This is a genomic window from Coleofasciculus sp. C1-SOL-03, from assembly GCF_040220555.1.
GTDB lineage: Bacteria > Cyanobacteriota > Cyanobacteriia > Cyanobacteriales > Coleofasciculaceae > Coleofasciculus.
The window spans coordinates 1-15,723 of sequence record NZ_JAVJUO010000038.1 but is presented as its reverse complement, the minus strand read 5'-3'; the positions used below and the strand labels follow the sequence as shown (position 1 = coordinate 15,723).

Annotated in this window: 17 protein-coding genes; 9 read left to right on the top strand and 8 right to left on the bottom strand. The window is 47.4% G+C overall.

Features of this window, described 5'->3' with window-relative positions:
• Positions 1–486: 486 nt before the first annotated feature.
• Complete coding sequence (locus RIE73_RS05985) at positions 487–840, bottom strand: PadR family transcriptional regulator (protein WP_446400328.1); 354 nt, start codon at positions 838–840, stop codon at positions 487–489.
• A gap of 491 nt (positions 841–1,331) precedes the next feature.
• Positions 1,332–1,793: a hypothetical protein gene (locus RIE73_RS05980; protein WP_446400326.1), complete on the bottom strand. Its 462-nt coding sequence runs from the start codon at positions 1,791–1,793 to the stop codon at positions 1,332–1,334.
• Between the two features lie 383 nt (positions 1,794–2,176).
• Between RIE73_RS05980 and RIE73_RS05975 the strand changes: the two genes are divergently transcribed.
• The 5 genes from RIE73_RS05975 to rpsN all read left to right on the top strand — a co-directional run bounded on the left by RIE73_RS05975 (position 2,177) and on the right by rpsN (position 6,717).
• Positions 2,177–2,746, top strand: a complete 570-nt coding sequence (locus tag RIE73_RS05975; RefSeq protein WP_446400325.1) for a DUF3611 family protein — start codon at positions 2,177–2,179, stop codon at positions 2,744–2,746.
• Positions 2,747–2,807: 61 nt separating this feature from the next.
• Positions 2,808–4,091, top strand: coding sequence for a serine--tRNA ligase (gene serS, locus RIE73_RS05970; RefSeq protein WP_446400324.1), 1,284 nt, complete (start codon positions 2,808–2,810; stop codon positions 4,089–4,091).
• A 101-nt stretch (positions 4,092–4,192) separates the two neighbouring features.
• On the top strand, positions 4,193–5,293 hold the full coding sequence (gene rseP, locus RIE73_RS05965; RefSeq protein ID WP_446400323.1) for an RIP metalloprotease RseP: 1,101 nt from the start codon (positions 4,193–4,195) through the stop codon (positions 5,291–5,293).
• Between the two features lie 216 nt (positions 5,294–5,509).
• Positions 5,510–6,169, top strand: coding sequence for an endonuclease III (gene nth / locus RIE73_RS05960; protein ID WP_446400322.1), 660 nt, complete (start codon positions 5,510–5,512; stop codon positions 6,167–6,169).
• Positions 6,170–6,414: 245 nt separating this feature from the next.
• Complete coding sequence (gene rpsN / locus RIE73_RS05955; protein WP_446349045.1) at positions 6,415–6,717, top strand: 30S ribosomal protein S14; 303 nt, start codon at positions 6,415–6,417, stop codon at positions 6,715–6,717.
• 98 nt (positions 6,718–6,815) lie between these two features.
• Here the strand turns inward: rpsN and RIE73_RS05950 are convergent, their stop codons facing one another.
• Entirely contained in the window at positions 6,816–7,145 is a 330-nt protein-coding gene (locus RIE73_RS05950; RefSeq protein ID WP_446400321.1) for a hypothetical protein, read from the bottom strand.
• A 373-nt stretch (positions 7,146–7,518) separates the two neighbouring features.
• Between RIE73_RS05950 and aat the strand changes: the two genes are divergently transcribed.
• Positions 7,519–8,106 (top strand): leucyl/phenylalanyl-tRNA--protein transferase, encoded by a 588-nt coding sequence (gene aat / locus RIE73_RS05945; protein WP_446400327.1) that lies wholly within the window; start codon positions 7,519–7,521, stop codon positions 8,104–8,106.
• A gap of 180 nt (positions 8,107–8,286) precedes the next feature.
• Here aat and RIE73_RS05940 read toward each other — a convergent pair whose 3' ends face one another.
• The 3 genes from RIE73_RS05940 to RIE73_RS05930 form a co-directional block, all read right to left on the bottom strand.
• On the bottom strand, positions 8,287–8,808 hold the full coding sequence (locus RIE73_RS05940; protein ID WP_446400320.1) for a hypothetical protein: 522 nt from the start codon (positions 8,806–8,808) through the stop codon (positions 8,287–8,289).
• Positions 8,809–9,203: 395 nt separating this feature from the next.
• A complete protein-coding gene (locus tag RIE73_RS05935) occupies positions 9,204–9,977 on the bottom strand; it encodes a ZIP family metal transporter (protein ID WP_446400319.1) in 774 nt (257 codons plus the stop codon).
• 55 nt (positions 9,978–10,032) lie between these two features.
• A complete protein-coding gene (locus tag RIE73_RS05930; protein ID WP_446400318.1) occupies positions 10,033–10,941 on the bottom strand; it encodes an alpha/beta fold hydrolase in 909 nt (302 codons plus the stop codon).
• A 178-nt stretch (positions 10,942–11,119) separates the two neighbouring features.
• Here RIE73_RS05930 and RIE73_RS05925 point away from each other — a divergent pair, with 178 nt between their 5' ends.
• Positions 11,120–12,472 carry an S-layer homology domain-containing protein gene (locus RIE73_RS05925; protein ID WP_446400317.1) on the top strand — a complete coding sequence of 451 codons (1,353 nt, stop codon included), beginning with the start codon at positions 11,120–11,122 and terminating at the stop codon, positions 12,470–12,472.
• A 494-nt stretch (positions 12,473–12,966) separates the two neighbouring features.
• Here the strand turns inward: RIE73_RS05925 and RIE73_RS05920 are convergent, their stop codons facing one another.
• Together RIE73_RS05920 and RIE73_RS05915 are read right to left on the bottom strand one after the other, a co-directional pair.
• Positions 12,967–13,476: a hypothetical protein gene (locus tag RIE73_RS05920; RefSeq protein WP_446400316.1), complete on the bottom strand. Its 510-nt coding sequence runs from the start codon at positions 13,474–13,476 to the stop codon at positions 12,967–12,969.
• 74 nt (positions 13,477–13,550) lie between these two features.
• On the bottom strand, positions 13,551–13,961 hold the full coding sequence (locus RIE73_RS05915) for an ArsR/SmtB family transcription factor (protein ID WP_446400315.1): 411 nt from the start codon (positions 13,959–13,961) through the stop codon (positions 13,551–13,553).
• A gap of 64 nt (positions 13,962–14,025) precedes the next feature.
• On the opposite strand from RIE73_RS05915, the gene RIE73_RS05910 reads away from it, so the two are divergent.
• Positions 14,026–14,211, top strand: a complete 186-nt coding sequence (locus RIE73_RS05910) for a hypothetical protein (protein WP_446400314.1) — start codon at positions 14,026–14,028, stop codon at positions 14,209–14,211.
• 204 nt (positions 14,212–14,415) lie between these two features.
• On the top strand, positions 14,416–15,474 hold the full coding sequence (gene argC, locus RIE73_RS05905; RefSeq protein WP_446400313.1) for an N-acetyl-gamma-glutamyl-phosphate reductase: 1,059 nt from the start codon (positions 14,416–14,418) through the stop codon (positions 15,472–15,474).
• The last annotated feature ends 249 nt before the right edge of the window (positions 15,475–15,723 follow it).

Sequence of the window (15,723 nt, the reverse complement as noted above, 5' to 3'; positions counted from 1 at the left end):
TGGGCAATTACAGACTCGTGCTTTCAACCTGTACGCATAAGGGTTATTTTGATTGGGCTTGCGCCCCTCCCGTTTCCGGGGTAACGTTAGCTTCGCATAAGTTATGCCTCGGTACTATCTCCAACACACTGGTTTAACCCTTGTAAGCCTGTTTAATGCTGGAGTTGTAGAGCTACAAACTAGCTACGCATTTGTAGGTACGAACTTTAACTCTTGGGCATAACGTAGACCGCGTAGGTCTTAGGCTGGTCAGGTATGGGCTCAATTCCAAGCCCCCGCCTTTAGGCGTAGGGTTCCTGACGATTCAACAGTTGAGCCAGAAGAGACTCAACAGCTCCTCTGTCGTTGACAATAATAACTCATTTAGCCGAAGAACCCGTACATGACGGCAGAAACTGCCCATCAGTTCACCTTACAAACCCGTGTTTGCACCGAACTTGAGTTGGGGAAAGGTTGTTACTGATGGTGTAATTCTGCCGAAATGTGCTATATTGCTTGTTTCTCCTGAGTAATATAGCCACGCCAAAACCCTGCTAGTTCGCGGGCTTTATCCCGCCATTCGCTAGAGATCTGATACATACGACGGGGGCGTCCTCGTCCTTCCACTTTTTTCCAATACCCAGTAATTGCCCCAGCTTCTTCTAGAAACTTGAGGGCGCTGTAAAGAACTGTATCAGACAGTCGATAGGTTGGGTATTCGTGTTCGAGTTGTTGGATCAAGTGAGTGCCATAGGATTCCCCTTCTATGAGGACAGACAACACATAACATACGGCTAATTCCTTGTTGAGATAGTTGGGAGGAGGGTCTTGAAAAAACTGATAGATATCCTCAAATTTCATCTGCATAGTCCGCTGAATATCCCAGTGAGTCAGATTTGCATGGGACAGTTTTCCTAAAACTAACCATGGTTTCAACACCCTGAAAAAGTTCGGTGCAATGTATCGATCAGCAATGAGCAATCTCGGCTTGCTCATTCCTCTGATACTTTATAACCTCAAAGTATTGAGGTCGTCTAATGCACTCGTTAGTTTGGTTACGGCAGATGCAACAGCACTGAATAATCTCCATCAATTTTAGCTAAGTAATGGAGTGATTTTCCAAAAACATCGAGGCTTCCAAGTCCAGATCCAGGGAAAATCGTCCCCTTAGTGTGCAACCTGAGTGCGCGATCGCATTGCTAGCATTAATAATTTCTACTAGCTGATTGAGCAATAGTCCGCAATATTTTGTTTTCAATTCCTTAACGTTTTCCCTAAGGGGGTTTCAGACCGTCTATTGGTCACGACTTGGAGATGCTACCCTATTTCCGGAGGGGTCTGGAAAACGTTAGTTAAACACCCAGTTCTGGATTCGTCTGCCAAACTTCTTTAATAATCTTACCCGTTTGATCGAAATCAGCCTGGTAAGACATTGACCAAACCACCATCAGTCCCTGATCAGATTTGGCGGTGATCTGAATTTGAGCTTTAACCGTGCGATCGCGCCGTTGTTGCTCGAGTACCTGAAAGTCTTTGATATCATATTGGCGGAAAAAGTCCTGCCAAGCTGAGTAGATGGAGAGCCCCTGATAGGTTTGATTCACATCAGGTACATTGTAGGAGCGCTTAAGAACGGCATGATCACTGTAGCCATAGATTAACAGATCAGGATTAGCCGTTGCGATCGCCTGCCAGTGTTGTTGAGCCGCAGATAGGGGATTCGTGCTGACCTGATTTTTGTACAACGACAAACTCCAGACTAAAGCGATAGCACAGATGGCGTAGGATAAACGTTGTTTCCAATTCAGTTCCATACGCTTCCTCCATGAGCTGACGTGACGATGAGGTTCCCGCCGTCGGGCTAAAGCTTGGCTCAAGCACCTGCGCTCACAGACGCATAATCATCATTAAAAGTTCTCGGAGGAATAAGCTGAAGATTATGAAATATAACTTATCAATTATGAAAATTTATCGGGAGTGACAAACCGCCGTGAACATTAAGTGGGTGAACACAATTAAAGTTAACGGTTGAGATTAGGGAACAGGGAACAGTAAGGGTTTGAGGGTGATTTACAAAACTTAATACAGTACCGTTTTCTTTTGTCCGACTACTTAGCGTTTCGCTGGCATAAATAACAGCTTCTGTGTTCTCCTGGTTAAATTATGAAGTAGGTGTCACTCACGGATTCGAGTCCCCATGCCAGAATTGCCCGATACGTCCTCACTACCCGCCCCCCTCCAGCGCATCGCCTTGGTGCTGCGTACCGTTGGTCGGATTGCCTTGTGGGTACAATTAGTCCTCGGCGTTGTTTCCCTGGGGATCTTACTCACGGGAATCGCTGGTCGTACCCTCGGACCGACGGAAGATAAACAAGGGGTTGGGTTTGGCATATTTTTAGCAATATGTGGGTTAGTCACGCTGGGCGTAGGTGCCTACATTGCATGGCGCTATACTCGTATTTCCAAGCAACTGTTGACTGGTAATGTGGAAACACGACCCAGCAAAGCCGATACCCTCAAAACCATTAGGCTAGGATTAATCGTCAATATGGCGGGCATGTTATTGACGATTTTGGGTGCCCAAGCCATTATCGGCAGCATTGTGATCCGTTCGATTTCTCAACCGTCTGGCTTAACGGTGTACGAAGCCAATCGATTCGTGCGACCCTTAGACTTATTCCTGGTACAGGCGAATATCAACACGATTACGGCTCATTTTGCAGGTATCGCTGTGGCGATTTGGCTGTTCAATCGCATTAATCGGTGATTGGTTCTTCGTCCTTCGTCCTTCGCCATTTGTCCTTTTTGCCCAGTATCCGTAAAAATCTGTGCTTGATCTAAAGCAAATCCGAGAAAATCCCCAAAGCGTCCAAGAACGCCTAGAACAACGCGGGGCGGGTCAATATGACCTTCAGCCCATTTTGAACTTGAATCAGCGTCAACGGGAACTAGAAACCTCCCGTAGTCGCCTGCAAGCCCGTAGTAATGAGATTGGCAAACTCATCGGTCAAAAAATTAAAGCCGGGAGTTCCCCTGATGCGCCGGAAATCCAAGACCTGCGAGAACAAGGCAATCAGGTTAAAACTCAAATTAGTGAACTAGAACCTCAAGAAAAAGACCTTAAAGCCGACATTGAGGCACTCTTACTCTCCCTACCCAATCTACCCAGTCCCTCAGTTCCCCTGGGTGAGAGTGAAGCGGAAAATGTAGAGGTGCGCCGTTGGGGGGACGAGTATATTCCCCAAGATGACAAGATTTTACCCCATTGGGAAATTGGCGAAACCCTGGGTATTCTTAATTTTGAGCGGGCGGTAAAAGTCGCCCAAAGCCGTTTCGTCAGTCTAATTGGCGCTGGTGCGGCTTTGGAGCGGGCGTTGATTAGTTTTATGCTAGATCGGCAAATTGCCGCCGGCTATGTGGAAGTGATCCCACCCATACTGATTAACAGCCGCTCATTAATGGCGACGGGTCAATTGCCCAAATTTGCTGAAGAAAGCTTCAAGTGCGACAGTGATGATCTGTGGCTTTCGCCTACGGCGGAAGTTCCCTTAACCAATCTGTACCGTGACGAAATCCTAGACGCCTCCCAACTCCCCATTTATCACTGCGCCTATACCCCCTGTTTTCGCCGAGAAGCCGGGAGTTATGGACGAGATACCAAAGGGTTGATTCGACTGCACCAGTTTAATAAAGTTGAGCTGGTCAAAATTGTTCATCCGAGTACCTCGGAAGCCGAACATGAAAAGCTAGTGCAGGATGCGGCGGCAATTTTAGAGGCGTTAAACCTTCCTTATCGGGTTATTGAACTGTGTACCGGAGATTTGGGATTCTCTGCCACAAAATGCTATGACCTAGAAGTGTGGCTCCCGTCCTCTGGCAAATACCGGGAAATTTCCAGTTGTTCCAATTGCGGTGATTTCCAAGCGCGACGCGGTAGCCTACGCTTTAAGGAAACGGGCAAAAAAGGAACTCAGTTTGTCCATACCTTGAATGGCTCAGGATTAGCGATTGGGCGCACCCTGTCGGCAATTTTAGAGAATTACCAGCAACCAAACGGTACAGTGAAAATACCAGAGGTTCTACGTCCCTATATGGGGCGTGAGGTGTTGTAACCTTCGGCACAACAAATCGTCGATCAGGCGACCATCTGCCCAAGTATGGAAAGCGGCAACGTACAATAGAAAGGACGCAAGCAATCGTTACATTACTTCTTATGTCAATTTTGGCGGCGATCGCAGTCTTGGCGGTTTTGATTGTGGTGCATGAGCTGGGTCACTTTATGGCAGCTCGTTTGCAGGGAATTTATGCTAATCGCTTTTCTCTGGGTTTTGGGCCAGTTCTGTGGAAATACCAGGGACCGGATACCGAATATGCGATACGCGCTTTCCCCCTAGGCGGATTTGTGGGTTTCCCCGATGATGACCCCGATAGCGAGATCTCCCCGGATGACCCAAATTTACTCCGCAATCGACCCGTTTTAGACCGAGCGATTGTAATTAGTGCTGGGGTAATTGCCAACCTGATTTTTGCTTACTTTCTTCTGGTGGTACAGGTGGGAACAGTGGGAATTACTGACTTCAATTACCAGCCTGGAGTACAGGTTCCAGAAATTGCCGCAGAAAGTAGCCTCGTGGCGAAACAAGCCGGAATTAAACCGGGTGATGTCATTCTGGCGGTTGAGGATCAACCCTTGGGCGCCAGTCGGGGTGCAATCCTTACCCTCATGACCGAAATTCAAAATTCCCCCAACCAACCCCTAGAACTGTCGATTAAGCGGGGTGAACAAACCGTGTCCCTGGACGTGACGCCAGAACCGGGAGACGATGGCAAAGGTAAAATTGGTGTACAACTGGCACCCAATGGGGAAATAGTCCGCAAGTACGCTGACGGACTCGTTGAGATGTTTACGATTGCGGCTGACGAATATCAGCGCCTGAGTACGGAAATTGCCAAAGGTTTTGGTCAACTGATTAGCAACTTTAATGAAACAGCCGAACAAGTATCAGGTCCAGTAGCGATTGTGGCAATTGGCGCGAATATTGCCCGTTCTGATGCAGGGAATCTGTTTCAGTTTGCGGCGTTAATTAGCATCAATTTGGCGATTATTAATATCTTGCCCTTACCCGCGCTGGATGGCGGTCAATTGGCATTTTTAGCGATCGAGGGAATTCGCGGTAAACCTATCCCCACGGAAGTTCAGCAAAATATTATGCAAACGGGATTGGTCTTGTTGTTGGGATTAGGTATTTTCTTGATTGTGCGGGATACGGCAAATTTAGTTCCCTCTAGTTGGGTGCAAAATTTGTTTCAATGATGTCAGGGAACAGGGAACGGGGAACAGGGAATAGGGAATAGGGAACGGTTAACAGTTAACAGTTAACAGTTAACAGGGAACAGGTAGGTAGAGTTTTGAGTTAACTTCCCCATCTTCCTCATCTTCCCCTGCTCCCCCATCTTCCTCATCTTCCTCATCTCCCCCCGCTCCCAGACGTAGCATGCTACGTCTCTACATTGCTTCCCTAGATTTTTCATGAGCATCACCCGTAAATGGTCTGCTAAACAGCAACGAGCCTTGGAGATCTTGATTCGCCTGAAGCGACTGTATCCAGATGCTCGCTGTACGCTAAACTATGACACTCCTGTACAGTTACTGGTGGCGACGATTCTCTCGGCACAATGTACGGATGAACGAGTGAATCAGGTGACACCGGAATTGTTTCGCCAATTCCCTAATGCTAGAGCGATCGCGCAGGCGGATATTGAGGTGCTAGAAGCCTTGGTACGCCCAACTGGATTCTATCGCAATAAGGCGAAAAATATTCAAGGGGCTTGTCGGATGATTGTGGCTGAGTTTGGCGGTCAGATTCCCAGGCGTATCGAACTGCTGATGAAATTACCCGGTGTGGCTCGCAAAACTGCCAATGTTGTGCTAGCTAATGCCTTTGATATCCACGAGGGGGTGACAGTGGATACTCATGTTAAGCGCTTGACTCAGCGTCTGGGTTTAACGGAACATCGTGACCCCATTCGCATTGAACGTGATTTAATGCGACTTTTACCTGTAGAAGACTGGGAAAATTGGTCAATTCGCCTCATTTACCATGGTCGGGCAATTTGTCAGGCGAAGAAACCGCAGTGCAATGCTTGCGTGCTGGTGGATTTATGTCCTAGCGCTAGGGTTGAGGGGTGATGGGGTGATGGGGTGATGGGGTGTGGGGTGTGGGGTGTCGGGTGTGGGGTGTCGGGTGTCGGGTGTCGGGTGATATAGCACTACGCACTAAGGTTAGGACAAATGAAGAAAAATCAAAATCGCTTAATCCCTTGATGAGTAAGCTTTTGTCTGCACTATTGCCTGACCAATGACAAATGACAAAGGACGAATGATAAAGATAAGATAGGAAACAGTGTCTTTATTTAGGGAAACGCCAAGGACTCATGGCTAAAAAAGGAATGATTGAGCGCGAGAAGAAGCGCCAGAAGCTGGTTGAGAAGTATGCGGCTAAACGCGCAGCATTGAAAGAACAGTTTGATAATGCCTCCTCTCCAGCCGAGAAACTAGAAATTCATCGCAAGATTCAACAGCTACCCCGCAGTAGTGCGCCGAATCGGGTACGGAATCGCTGTTGGGTAACTGGACGCCCCCGTGGTTACTATCGGGATTTTGGTCTATCTCGCCATGTGCTGCGGGAATGGGCGCATAAGGGATTACTACCCGGTGTGGTTAAATCGAGTTGGTAGGTTTGGGTCATTGGTCAGTCGTTCTTACCGAAAGACAAAGGACAAAGGACAAAGGACAAAGGACAAAGGACAAAGGACAAATGACCAATGACGCATCACTAGTTTCCACAGCAACGGTCAATCCCCAGACTGTCGAGAAGTAAATCGCTGACGGCGTTGGCGATCGCAAATTCACTATAGAAGCTTTCTCGGAAGTCGAAGGCTTGCATTTCGGTGACAATGGCAATAACTAACGCGCCGACATCGTTTTCGCCTTCTAAGCGTTGGCGGACAAAGATTTGGGAGGCGCGATCGGCAATGTCCTGATTCGCTGGTTCTGGTATAAATTCATGATCCAGCCAGTGAACCAAAGCGTCTCGCAACCATTTTCCTTCCTGCTGGGCATTTTCAGCAGGGGGAAGGGTAACGGGGGGTATGGGTTCAGCCATAAAATGTTAAAAGTTAGCCGTCTACAGTCAAAACATTCTCGTTGGGGAGGGGAAAGTGACGATTTTGGGGACATCAGCGGTTCGTCATATAAACCTGATTGTCAATAATTGCCAAGTCCTCGTCGTGTGACCCTCTTGGTCGTGACTCATCGGTTCTATCTCCCTTGTCTCCCCTATATGCTACATTTGACTACAACTTGGTATTAACCAAACATACTGTTGAAATTTTGTCAACCTCAACAATTGAGGTCGTGTAAGCAGCATCATTGAGAAAGATTTTTTTTAAGCATAGCGAAATTATGGGCGATCAGGGAAATCTTAAACTGAAGTTGAGCGGTTCGAGAACAGGGACTCTCAAGCGAGTTCGATCATGATGGAGTTAACGATTCCGACAATAATCCAAGGATATGCTCAAGGCTACTTTTTAATGGCGGATGAAACCGGATCATTAGGGTGGTACTCCAGTCGCCATCGAGCCATCATTCCCTTAGACGAACGGTTTCGCTATCCTAAATCTCTACAGCGGGTTTTAAATCAGCAGCGGTTTAGCACGGCAATTAACCGAGACTTTAAAGGCGTTGTCGCTGGTTGTGCTAATCGGGAAAGCACTTGGATTTCGCCGGAACTCCAGGAAATTTATTGGTTACTTTATCAAGAAGGTTGGGCGTATAGCTTTGAAACCTGGCAAGGAAATGAACTAGCCGGTGGAGTTTTAGGCATTGTCATTGGCGGCGCATTTATTGGCGAATCTATGTTTTATCGGATTCCCGAAGGCTCAAAAGTGGCGTTAGTCAAATTAGTCGAGCGGTTGCGATCGCGCGGCTTTTTATTGTTTGATGTACAAATGATGAATCCTCACTTGGCTCGATTTGGCGCTTGTACGATAGAGGAGCAAGAGTATCAGGTGATGCTACGACAGGCGTTGCGACGGCGATGTTATTTTGATCGGATTCCGGTGTAAAAACGAAAGCACCTGTTGGATCTCCCCCATCTTCCCCATCTCCCTCATCTTCTCTATCTCCCCTGATTCAGGAACTTCAGTTTATAGCAACCGCCATAGCGGTTAGGACACATCATTTATGTAGAGACGTTGCATGGAACGCCTCTATGGTGCCGAAAGTCCTAATCGATGTGTCTACTGCTATAACAACAAGCGCCACTCTTTTTTCAAACAGTGCAACACCTCAGGCTCAAAGAGGACGACTTTTTGGTTTTCGGGAAACTTCCCTTTACACAAGCGCACGGCAATTTGCCCTAAGCTTTCACTGAAGAGAATTTGCTTAAATAACAGATTATCGGTTTTCTCGATTAGATGAACCGCTGTCGCCAATTCCCCTTCTAAATCAAAACCAACATTGAGTTTGATGTGATGGATTTCATGAATGCAGCGGAAAATCAGGTTAATGTCTGAACCTAATAGTTCAGAATTTTTGAACTGAGTGGTAATCATTAATTTACCTTGGTCGTAATCCCTATAGATATGCTCTAAGCTCAGTTCGGTTCCTTTCATATAAGGAAAAAAATCGACGTACTGGAACTCTATTCCCTGGAGTTCTACCTGTGCTATATCCACGATAAATTGACGGAAGGCTTTCACGACGGAAGGCGATAGATCATACGCTGGGGTATCAATGTAATACCGAGCAATGTCTTCAAGATTCATATTTTTTTCTTAGATGCAACCAACTGACAATCAAAATCGCCAGACAACATAATCATTGACCTGGCTAGCTGAGGGATTACCCTCACAGAATTCACCCATTTCAATTGTGGGAGATCTCAGCCCAAAATACATCCATGGAACTACGGAAATTTTTGGGTAGTGTTCATGGAAAAGTCCGCGTGAATTCACCGACGGAGATTTATTTATAAAGTAAATATAGAGAAAAGTTATACAACTGGCAATACCGTGGTATAATGAATTTTTTAATTACCTGGACATAAATTCTGTACGCTGTACTAAAAAATGTTAAGGAGCCTCAAATCCTTACTGTTCCCTGTTCCTTCCTAATCTCAACCGTTCACTTTAATTGTGTCCACCTACTTATCAACGAAGATTCACCCTAAGCCAATATCGAGAAGCATCATGACCACGAATCCGATCATCACCCCAATTGTTCCTTCCTGTTCGCGACCTTGACGATGGGATTCGGGGATGATTTCATCACTAATCACAAATAGCATTGCACCCGCTGCAAACGCCATTCCCCAGGGTAAAAGGGGTTGTGCGATCGCCACCACACCCGCACCCAGTAAACCGCCCACAGGTTCGACTAACCCTGTCAGCAATGAAATCCCCACAGCATAAAGGCTTGAGTAGCCTTCCGCCAATAAAGAAACCGCCACCACCAAACCCTCTGGAATATTCTGCAACCCAATCCCGATCGCCAACGGAATTCCCTGGGATGGATTTCCTGCACCAAAGTTAACCCCAACCGCCAAGCCTTCGGGAAAGTTATGAATTGTAATCGCTAAAATAAATAACCAAATGCGTCTGAGATGTTGGGTATTTACCCCTTCTGGACCCTTATAAAAATGTTCATGGGGCAAATACTTATTACTTAACCCCAAAAACGCCGTTCCCAAAAGCACACCCACACCCATAATTAACGCCGCCTTAATCTGGGAAGCGCCTTGAGAAATCGCTGCATCTTTACCCGGTACAATTAACGAAAACGATGTCGCGGCTAACATCACCCCAGCCCCGAATCCTAAGGCGATCGCTTGTAATCGCTGGGTTAAGCGGATCGGTAAAAATACGGGTAACGCACCGACAAAAGTTGCGAGTCCCGCCAGTAAACTGGCAAGAAAACCCGCAAGAATTGGATTCATAAGGGAATAGGGAACAGGGAACAGGGAATAGGGAATAGGGAACAGTAAGAATGTCCTAACTTACCTTAATGCTGCTAGATTGCTGACTCAGCCAATCGAGAATTAAGGAATTAACCATCTCTGGTTTCTCATCATGGGGACAATGACCCGCTTGGGGGATGGCAAAAAACGCCACATCTTTCTCCATTTGGCGCTGCTGCTGGTAAATCGCCGCCCCGTTAATGGGTGTCCAAGGGTCATTTTCTCCCCAAAGAACTAATAGAGGACGGTTTAATTTGGGTAATAATTCCCCAGGCGCAGGACCGGCTGGACCGGTCAAGACTGACGCAAATACCTGTTGGGCGCCCGGATCACAGGAGGGTTGGTAGAGTAAATCGACTAATTCTTCTGTAATCGCTTGGGGGTCACAGTAAACCTGACGCAGGGTGTTGCGAATCCGGTTTTTTTGGCGAATGCGGTTAAATAAAAATGGACCAACGGTTTTAGAACTGACCAATTTGGTGAAGGTTCCCATCACCAGCCGCAAGGGTAAATTTAACTCATCGGGACGGTGATTTAATCCCCCTGCACAGTTAATTAAAACACCACCCTTGGCGATATCCGGGTCTTGAGTCACTACCATTAAACTTAATAGCGCCCCGATTGAGTTGCCAATAAATACCGTTGGTTCGTTAATATGGGCGTCCCAGAAGTCTTTGATCTGTTCCTGCCATACCTCTAAGCTGTAGTCTAAGGCGGGTTTATCTGATCCACCGAATCCTAACAGATCAATCGCAAACACCCGATATCCTGCATCGGCTAACACCGGGATATTCTTGCGCCAATGTCCAATGGATGCACCAAACCCGTGAATCAATACCAAGGGTTGACCGGTTCCCTGGACGGTGTATTGAATCGAGTGACCTTGCCAAGTCCAAACGTGCTTTTCTAAGGGGTTGTTCTGGATTAACGGTTGGGTAATCACGGTGCTTTATGAAGTTTGTTTAAGCGTTTTGTTCTATGATACCGGGATTGAGGCAGATTCTGGAAAATTTTTGCCCAGATTCCTGTTTATTGAGAATCGCCACGTTTGAATAAATGGGAACAGTTCCTTCATCCGTTCTGTCTTAGGAATCCATTTGTTTGTGTTTGGTATAAGTGTTATGAGTCAACCATTATTTGTGTCAGGCGGTAGGATAATCATCGCCGTTGTTGGATGCGCGATCGCCACCGCCTCTCCTTCTGTGGCGAATCCTATCCCCACATTACCTGTGGAGGTGATTCAGGGGATGGAACTTGCCCAAACGCCCGACCTAGAAGAAGATACCGTTGAATCGTTGCCTGATGCGATCGCAGAGGCTGTCCTTGATGATATCAGCCGTCGCCATAATTTAGATACATCCCAGCTAAAAATTCTCAAAGTCGCCCGCCAAACCTGGTCCGATGGATGTTTGGGATTAGGTGGTGATCAGATTTGCACTCAGGCGCTAGTTCCCGGCTGGTTGGTGATTGTCGGGAGTGAGGAGAAACTGTGGGCGTATCGGACGGATGGAACGGGTTCAGTCGTCGCCCTGGATGAAACCTTAAGCCAGAAAATGACCGCCCGTTATACCGCGACGCTGATTGAAGAACAACGCATCCGCACCCGCAACCGTGAAACTACGGAAATTACCTCCGGGAGTACCACCAGTCAAACCACCCAGGGAACTGTTGATAGTCGCGCTAGTCAACGTCAAACCACTCAGATGAATGGGGGGACGACTCAACAGCAACAAGTCGCCGCTAGCGGTTCCCAAATCCGCCGAACTGTACAAACGAGTTTCACGGATATCGCCAGTAATTATTGGGCGCAGGACTTTATTGCTGAGTTGGTACGCTTAGACATTCTCAGCGGTTTTCCCGATGGTACATTTCGTCCCAATGAACCTGTGACTCGCGCCCAGTTTGCGGCGATGATTCGTAAGGCGTTTGAGAAGACGAAAATCCGCAATGTGAGTATCCGGGATGTTTCTACCCGTCACTGGGCATACAATGCGATTGAAGAAGCTTGTGAAACGGGGTTTTTAACAGTTAATTCTGCTAATAACTTTAACCCCAAGCAAACGTTATCGCGGTTGGAAGTATTACTGGCATTAACTCAGGGGTTAAATTATTCGGTGAATGGATCAGCGACGAACATTTTACAATTTTATAATGATGCATCCGCGATTCCGACTAATGTTCGTTCGTTAGTTGCTGCGGCGACGCAGCGAGGCATTGTGGTAAATTATCCTAATGTCAAGTTATTGAATCCTAATCAGATCGCTACCCGGGCGGAAGTGGCGGCATTTTTGTATCAAGCTTTGGTGAGTACCGGGGAAACGGTGGCGATTTCTTCTCCGTATGTGGCGGCGGTTGAGTTTGAAGAAATTGAAAATGAGGTGCAAGAATCGGGTGAAGAACAGGAAGTAGAAATGGAGGATGATGATGATGACGATGATGACGATGATGATGATGACGATGATGATGACGATTAATTGGCTGTAGAATTGCTGCTACAATCTACTTTTTTTGCCCTGGCGACTAGAAGTCGCAGCTACACAAACAAAGTCCGCCTGCGCGGACTAGCTTATCGCAGTCGCCAAGGCGATTAGGACACAGCAAAATGCGCCAAACTTTGACCAGTCAATCTTTTCCCTTGGAGCCTTCTGCCTTCTGCCTTCTGCTAGATAAAGGGGGTGGCTAGCCCGGATTTGGTATTAATCATTGGTGTCAGTTTAATCGAAAATCTCAACTACATTGAAACAAACCCCTCCCTAACCCTCCCCTTATCAAGGGGAGGGAACTAGAAAGTCTCCCTTTTTGATCCCCCTCTTCCCTTTTTGATCCCCCTCTTCCCTTTTTGATCCCCCTTCCGTCCCCCTTAAAAAGGGGGAGACCAGAGGATGCTTCGCTTTTTGTTCCATGGGGGAGACCAGAGGATACTTCGCTTTTTGTTCCATGGGGGATTTAGGGGGATCTCCAACTGCTGCTATCCAGGCAGATTTTCTTTAAGCTGGGCGATATTTTCGGGACTTAGAGTAAGTTTTACTTCTATTTGTTGCTGCTTATCGCGCAGTGTGATAATATGGTTTTCTCCTTGGGGGTTACTTTCCCATTGAGGATTGGTAATTTCTATGTTCTGATAAATAACTTCCGGAATTCCCACCCGGATGACTAAATTTTTCTGTGATTGAGGATAAATATAAAGCTGAAGCCGTTGCGGATCAAGTTCAAGTTTCCAGGGGGTGGTGCTGCGTTCTTGATCGGTGTCCACTTTTTGCCAGTAGAGTGTAATTCCGCGAATTTGGGGATTTTGCAGTTTAAATTCGTCGTCAAACCGCTGCCATTCCCAGTCGATTTCCTGGGCATTTCCACTGGAAGGAATTAGTCGCTGTCGCCATGCAATTTTACGGTTGTTTAGCGCTGTCCAAAATTTGCTGATTTTGGTGAGATTTGCGCCATTTTCGGGATTGTCACTATTTTGTTGCCAAATAATCATGGTTTAGGGAACAGGGAACAGGGAATAGGGAATAGGGAATAGGGAATGGGGAATGGGGAATTTAGGATTCATAGTTAGACAGGTTCATCTAAATGTTCGGCGACAGATTGATATAAGTCGAGAACATGCTGATCTTGAAGACGATAATAGACCTTGCGACCGCGTTTATGATAGCGTACTAATCGCATGGCTCGTAGGGTGCGTAATTGATGGGAGACGGCGGATTCAGTCATATCCAGGGCGGCGGCGATGTCACATACGCACAGTTCTGCGATCGCGAGTAGGGAGATGATCCGCAATCGATTTGTATCACCCAGGGAACTGAACAATTCTGCCATGCGTTGGGCTTTTTCGGTGTTCAGCATTTTTGGCTGCAATGAACCAATCCGCTGACGTTCAACCTGATGGGGCGGATGGCAATGAGGTGTGTCTGTGTCTGGATTAGCAGAAATGTTTGCCTCTGGCGTGGATAATCGGATTGGCATTGAGGTACTATCTCTTGGCTGTGGAATGGTCTGATTTTATGGTAGCTGACTCAGGGGGTTAAGGGTGTGGGGTGTGGGGTGTCGGGTGTCGGGTGTGGGGTGTCGGGTGTGGGGTGTCGGGTGTGGGGTGTCGGGTGTGGGGTGTGGGGTGTTGGGTGTGGGGTGTCGGGTGTGGGGTGTGGGGTGTTGGGTGTGGGGTGTTGGGTGTGGGGTGTGGGGTGTCGGGTGTCGGGAAGATGGGGGAGGTTAACTCAAAACTCTACCTTACCTATTGCCCATTGCCCATTGCCCATTCCCGATTGCCCATTGCCTATTCCCTGTTCCCTGTTCCCTGTTCCCTGTTCCCTGTTCCCTGTTCCCCAAATAAATAACGAATCCCCCATCGCTGGTTCAAGCTAAAATGCAGCAAATGTTCATCTGTTTTTGATGTTAACTCTGTTAGGGAAGGAATATTATGGGTGATTTAGGACAATTGCCTGTCGGAATTATTGGTGCTTCTGGCTATGGAGGCGTGCAATTGATACGCCTATTGATGGATCACCCAGGCGTTGAGGTGGTTTATTTGGGGGGAAGTAGTAGTGCGGGAAAGCCGTTTTCTGAACTCTATCCTCATTTGGGTCATTGTGTGAATTTGACCATTGAGGAGATTGATTTAGATAAAATTGCCAGCCGTTGTCAGGTGGTGTTTCTGTCGTTACCCAATGGTTTGGCGTGTCAGATGGCGCCGCCGTTGTTGGCGAAAGGCTGTAAGGTGATTGACCTTTCGGCTGATTATCGGTTTAAGAATTTGGAGACCTATAAAACCTGGTATGGGGGAGAACGCAATGACCAGGAAACTGTGGCTGCAGCCGTTTATGGCTTACCGGAATTATATCGCGATCGCATCGCTGAGGCGAAACTGGTAGGGTGTCCGGGTTGTTATGTTACCACCAGTCTTTTGGCACTTGCACCGTTGCTTAAACAAGGGTTGATTCAGCCTGATACGGCGATTATTGATGCGAAATCAGGTACATCGGGGGCGGGACGTAAGGCGAAAACTAATCTTTTACTTGCGGAAGCGGATAGTTCGGTGTCGGCTTATGGAGTGGCGCGTCATCGCCATACCCCGGAAATTGAGCAGATTTGCAGTGATTTGGCGGGTCATGAGGTGATGGTTCAGTTTACGCCTCATTTAATGCCAATGGTGCGCGGACTGCTGGCGACGGTTTATGCAACATTACGTGATCCGGGATTAGTGCGAGAAGATTTGGCGACGATTTATAATGCATTTTATCGCGCGTCTCCCTTTGTGCGCGTCTTACCCAGTGGGACGTATCCGCAAACGAAGTGGGCGTGTGGGACGAATTTGTGTTATATCAGCGTTGAAGTTGATCCACGTACTGACCGGGTGATTGTTATGTCAGTTACCGATAACTTGATTAAAGGTCAAGCGGGTCAAGCGATTCAATGTTTGAATCTGGTTATGGGCTGGGATGAAAAGTTGGGATTACCGTTGTTGAGTTTTTATCCGTGATGGGGTGTAAGGGTGTAAGGGTGTGGGGGTGTAGGGGTGTAGGGGTGTAGGGGTGTAGGGGTGTGGGGGAGAAATGTAGAGACGCGCCATGGCGCGTCTGGGTGATGGTGGTGATGGGGCGGGTTTTGTACAAATGTTATTATCTCATGGCGAGACGAGAGTCCCTAAACCCGCCCCTACAAACCTGGTTCCCTCCTACAAATTCGGTCAGGGCGGGTTTTGTACAAATGTTATTATCTCATGGCGAGA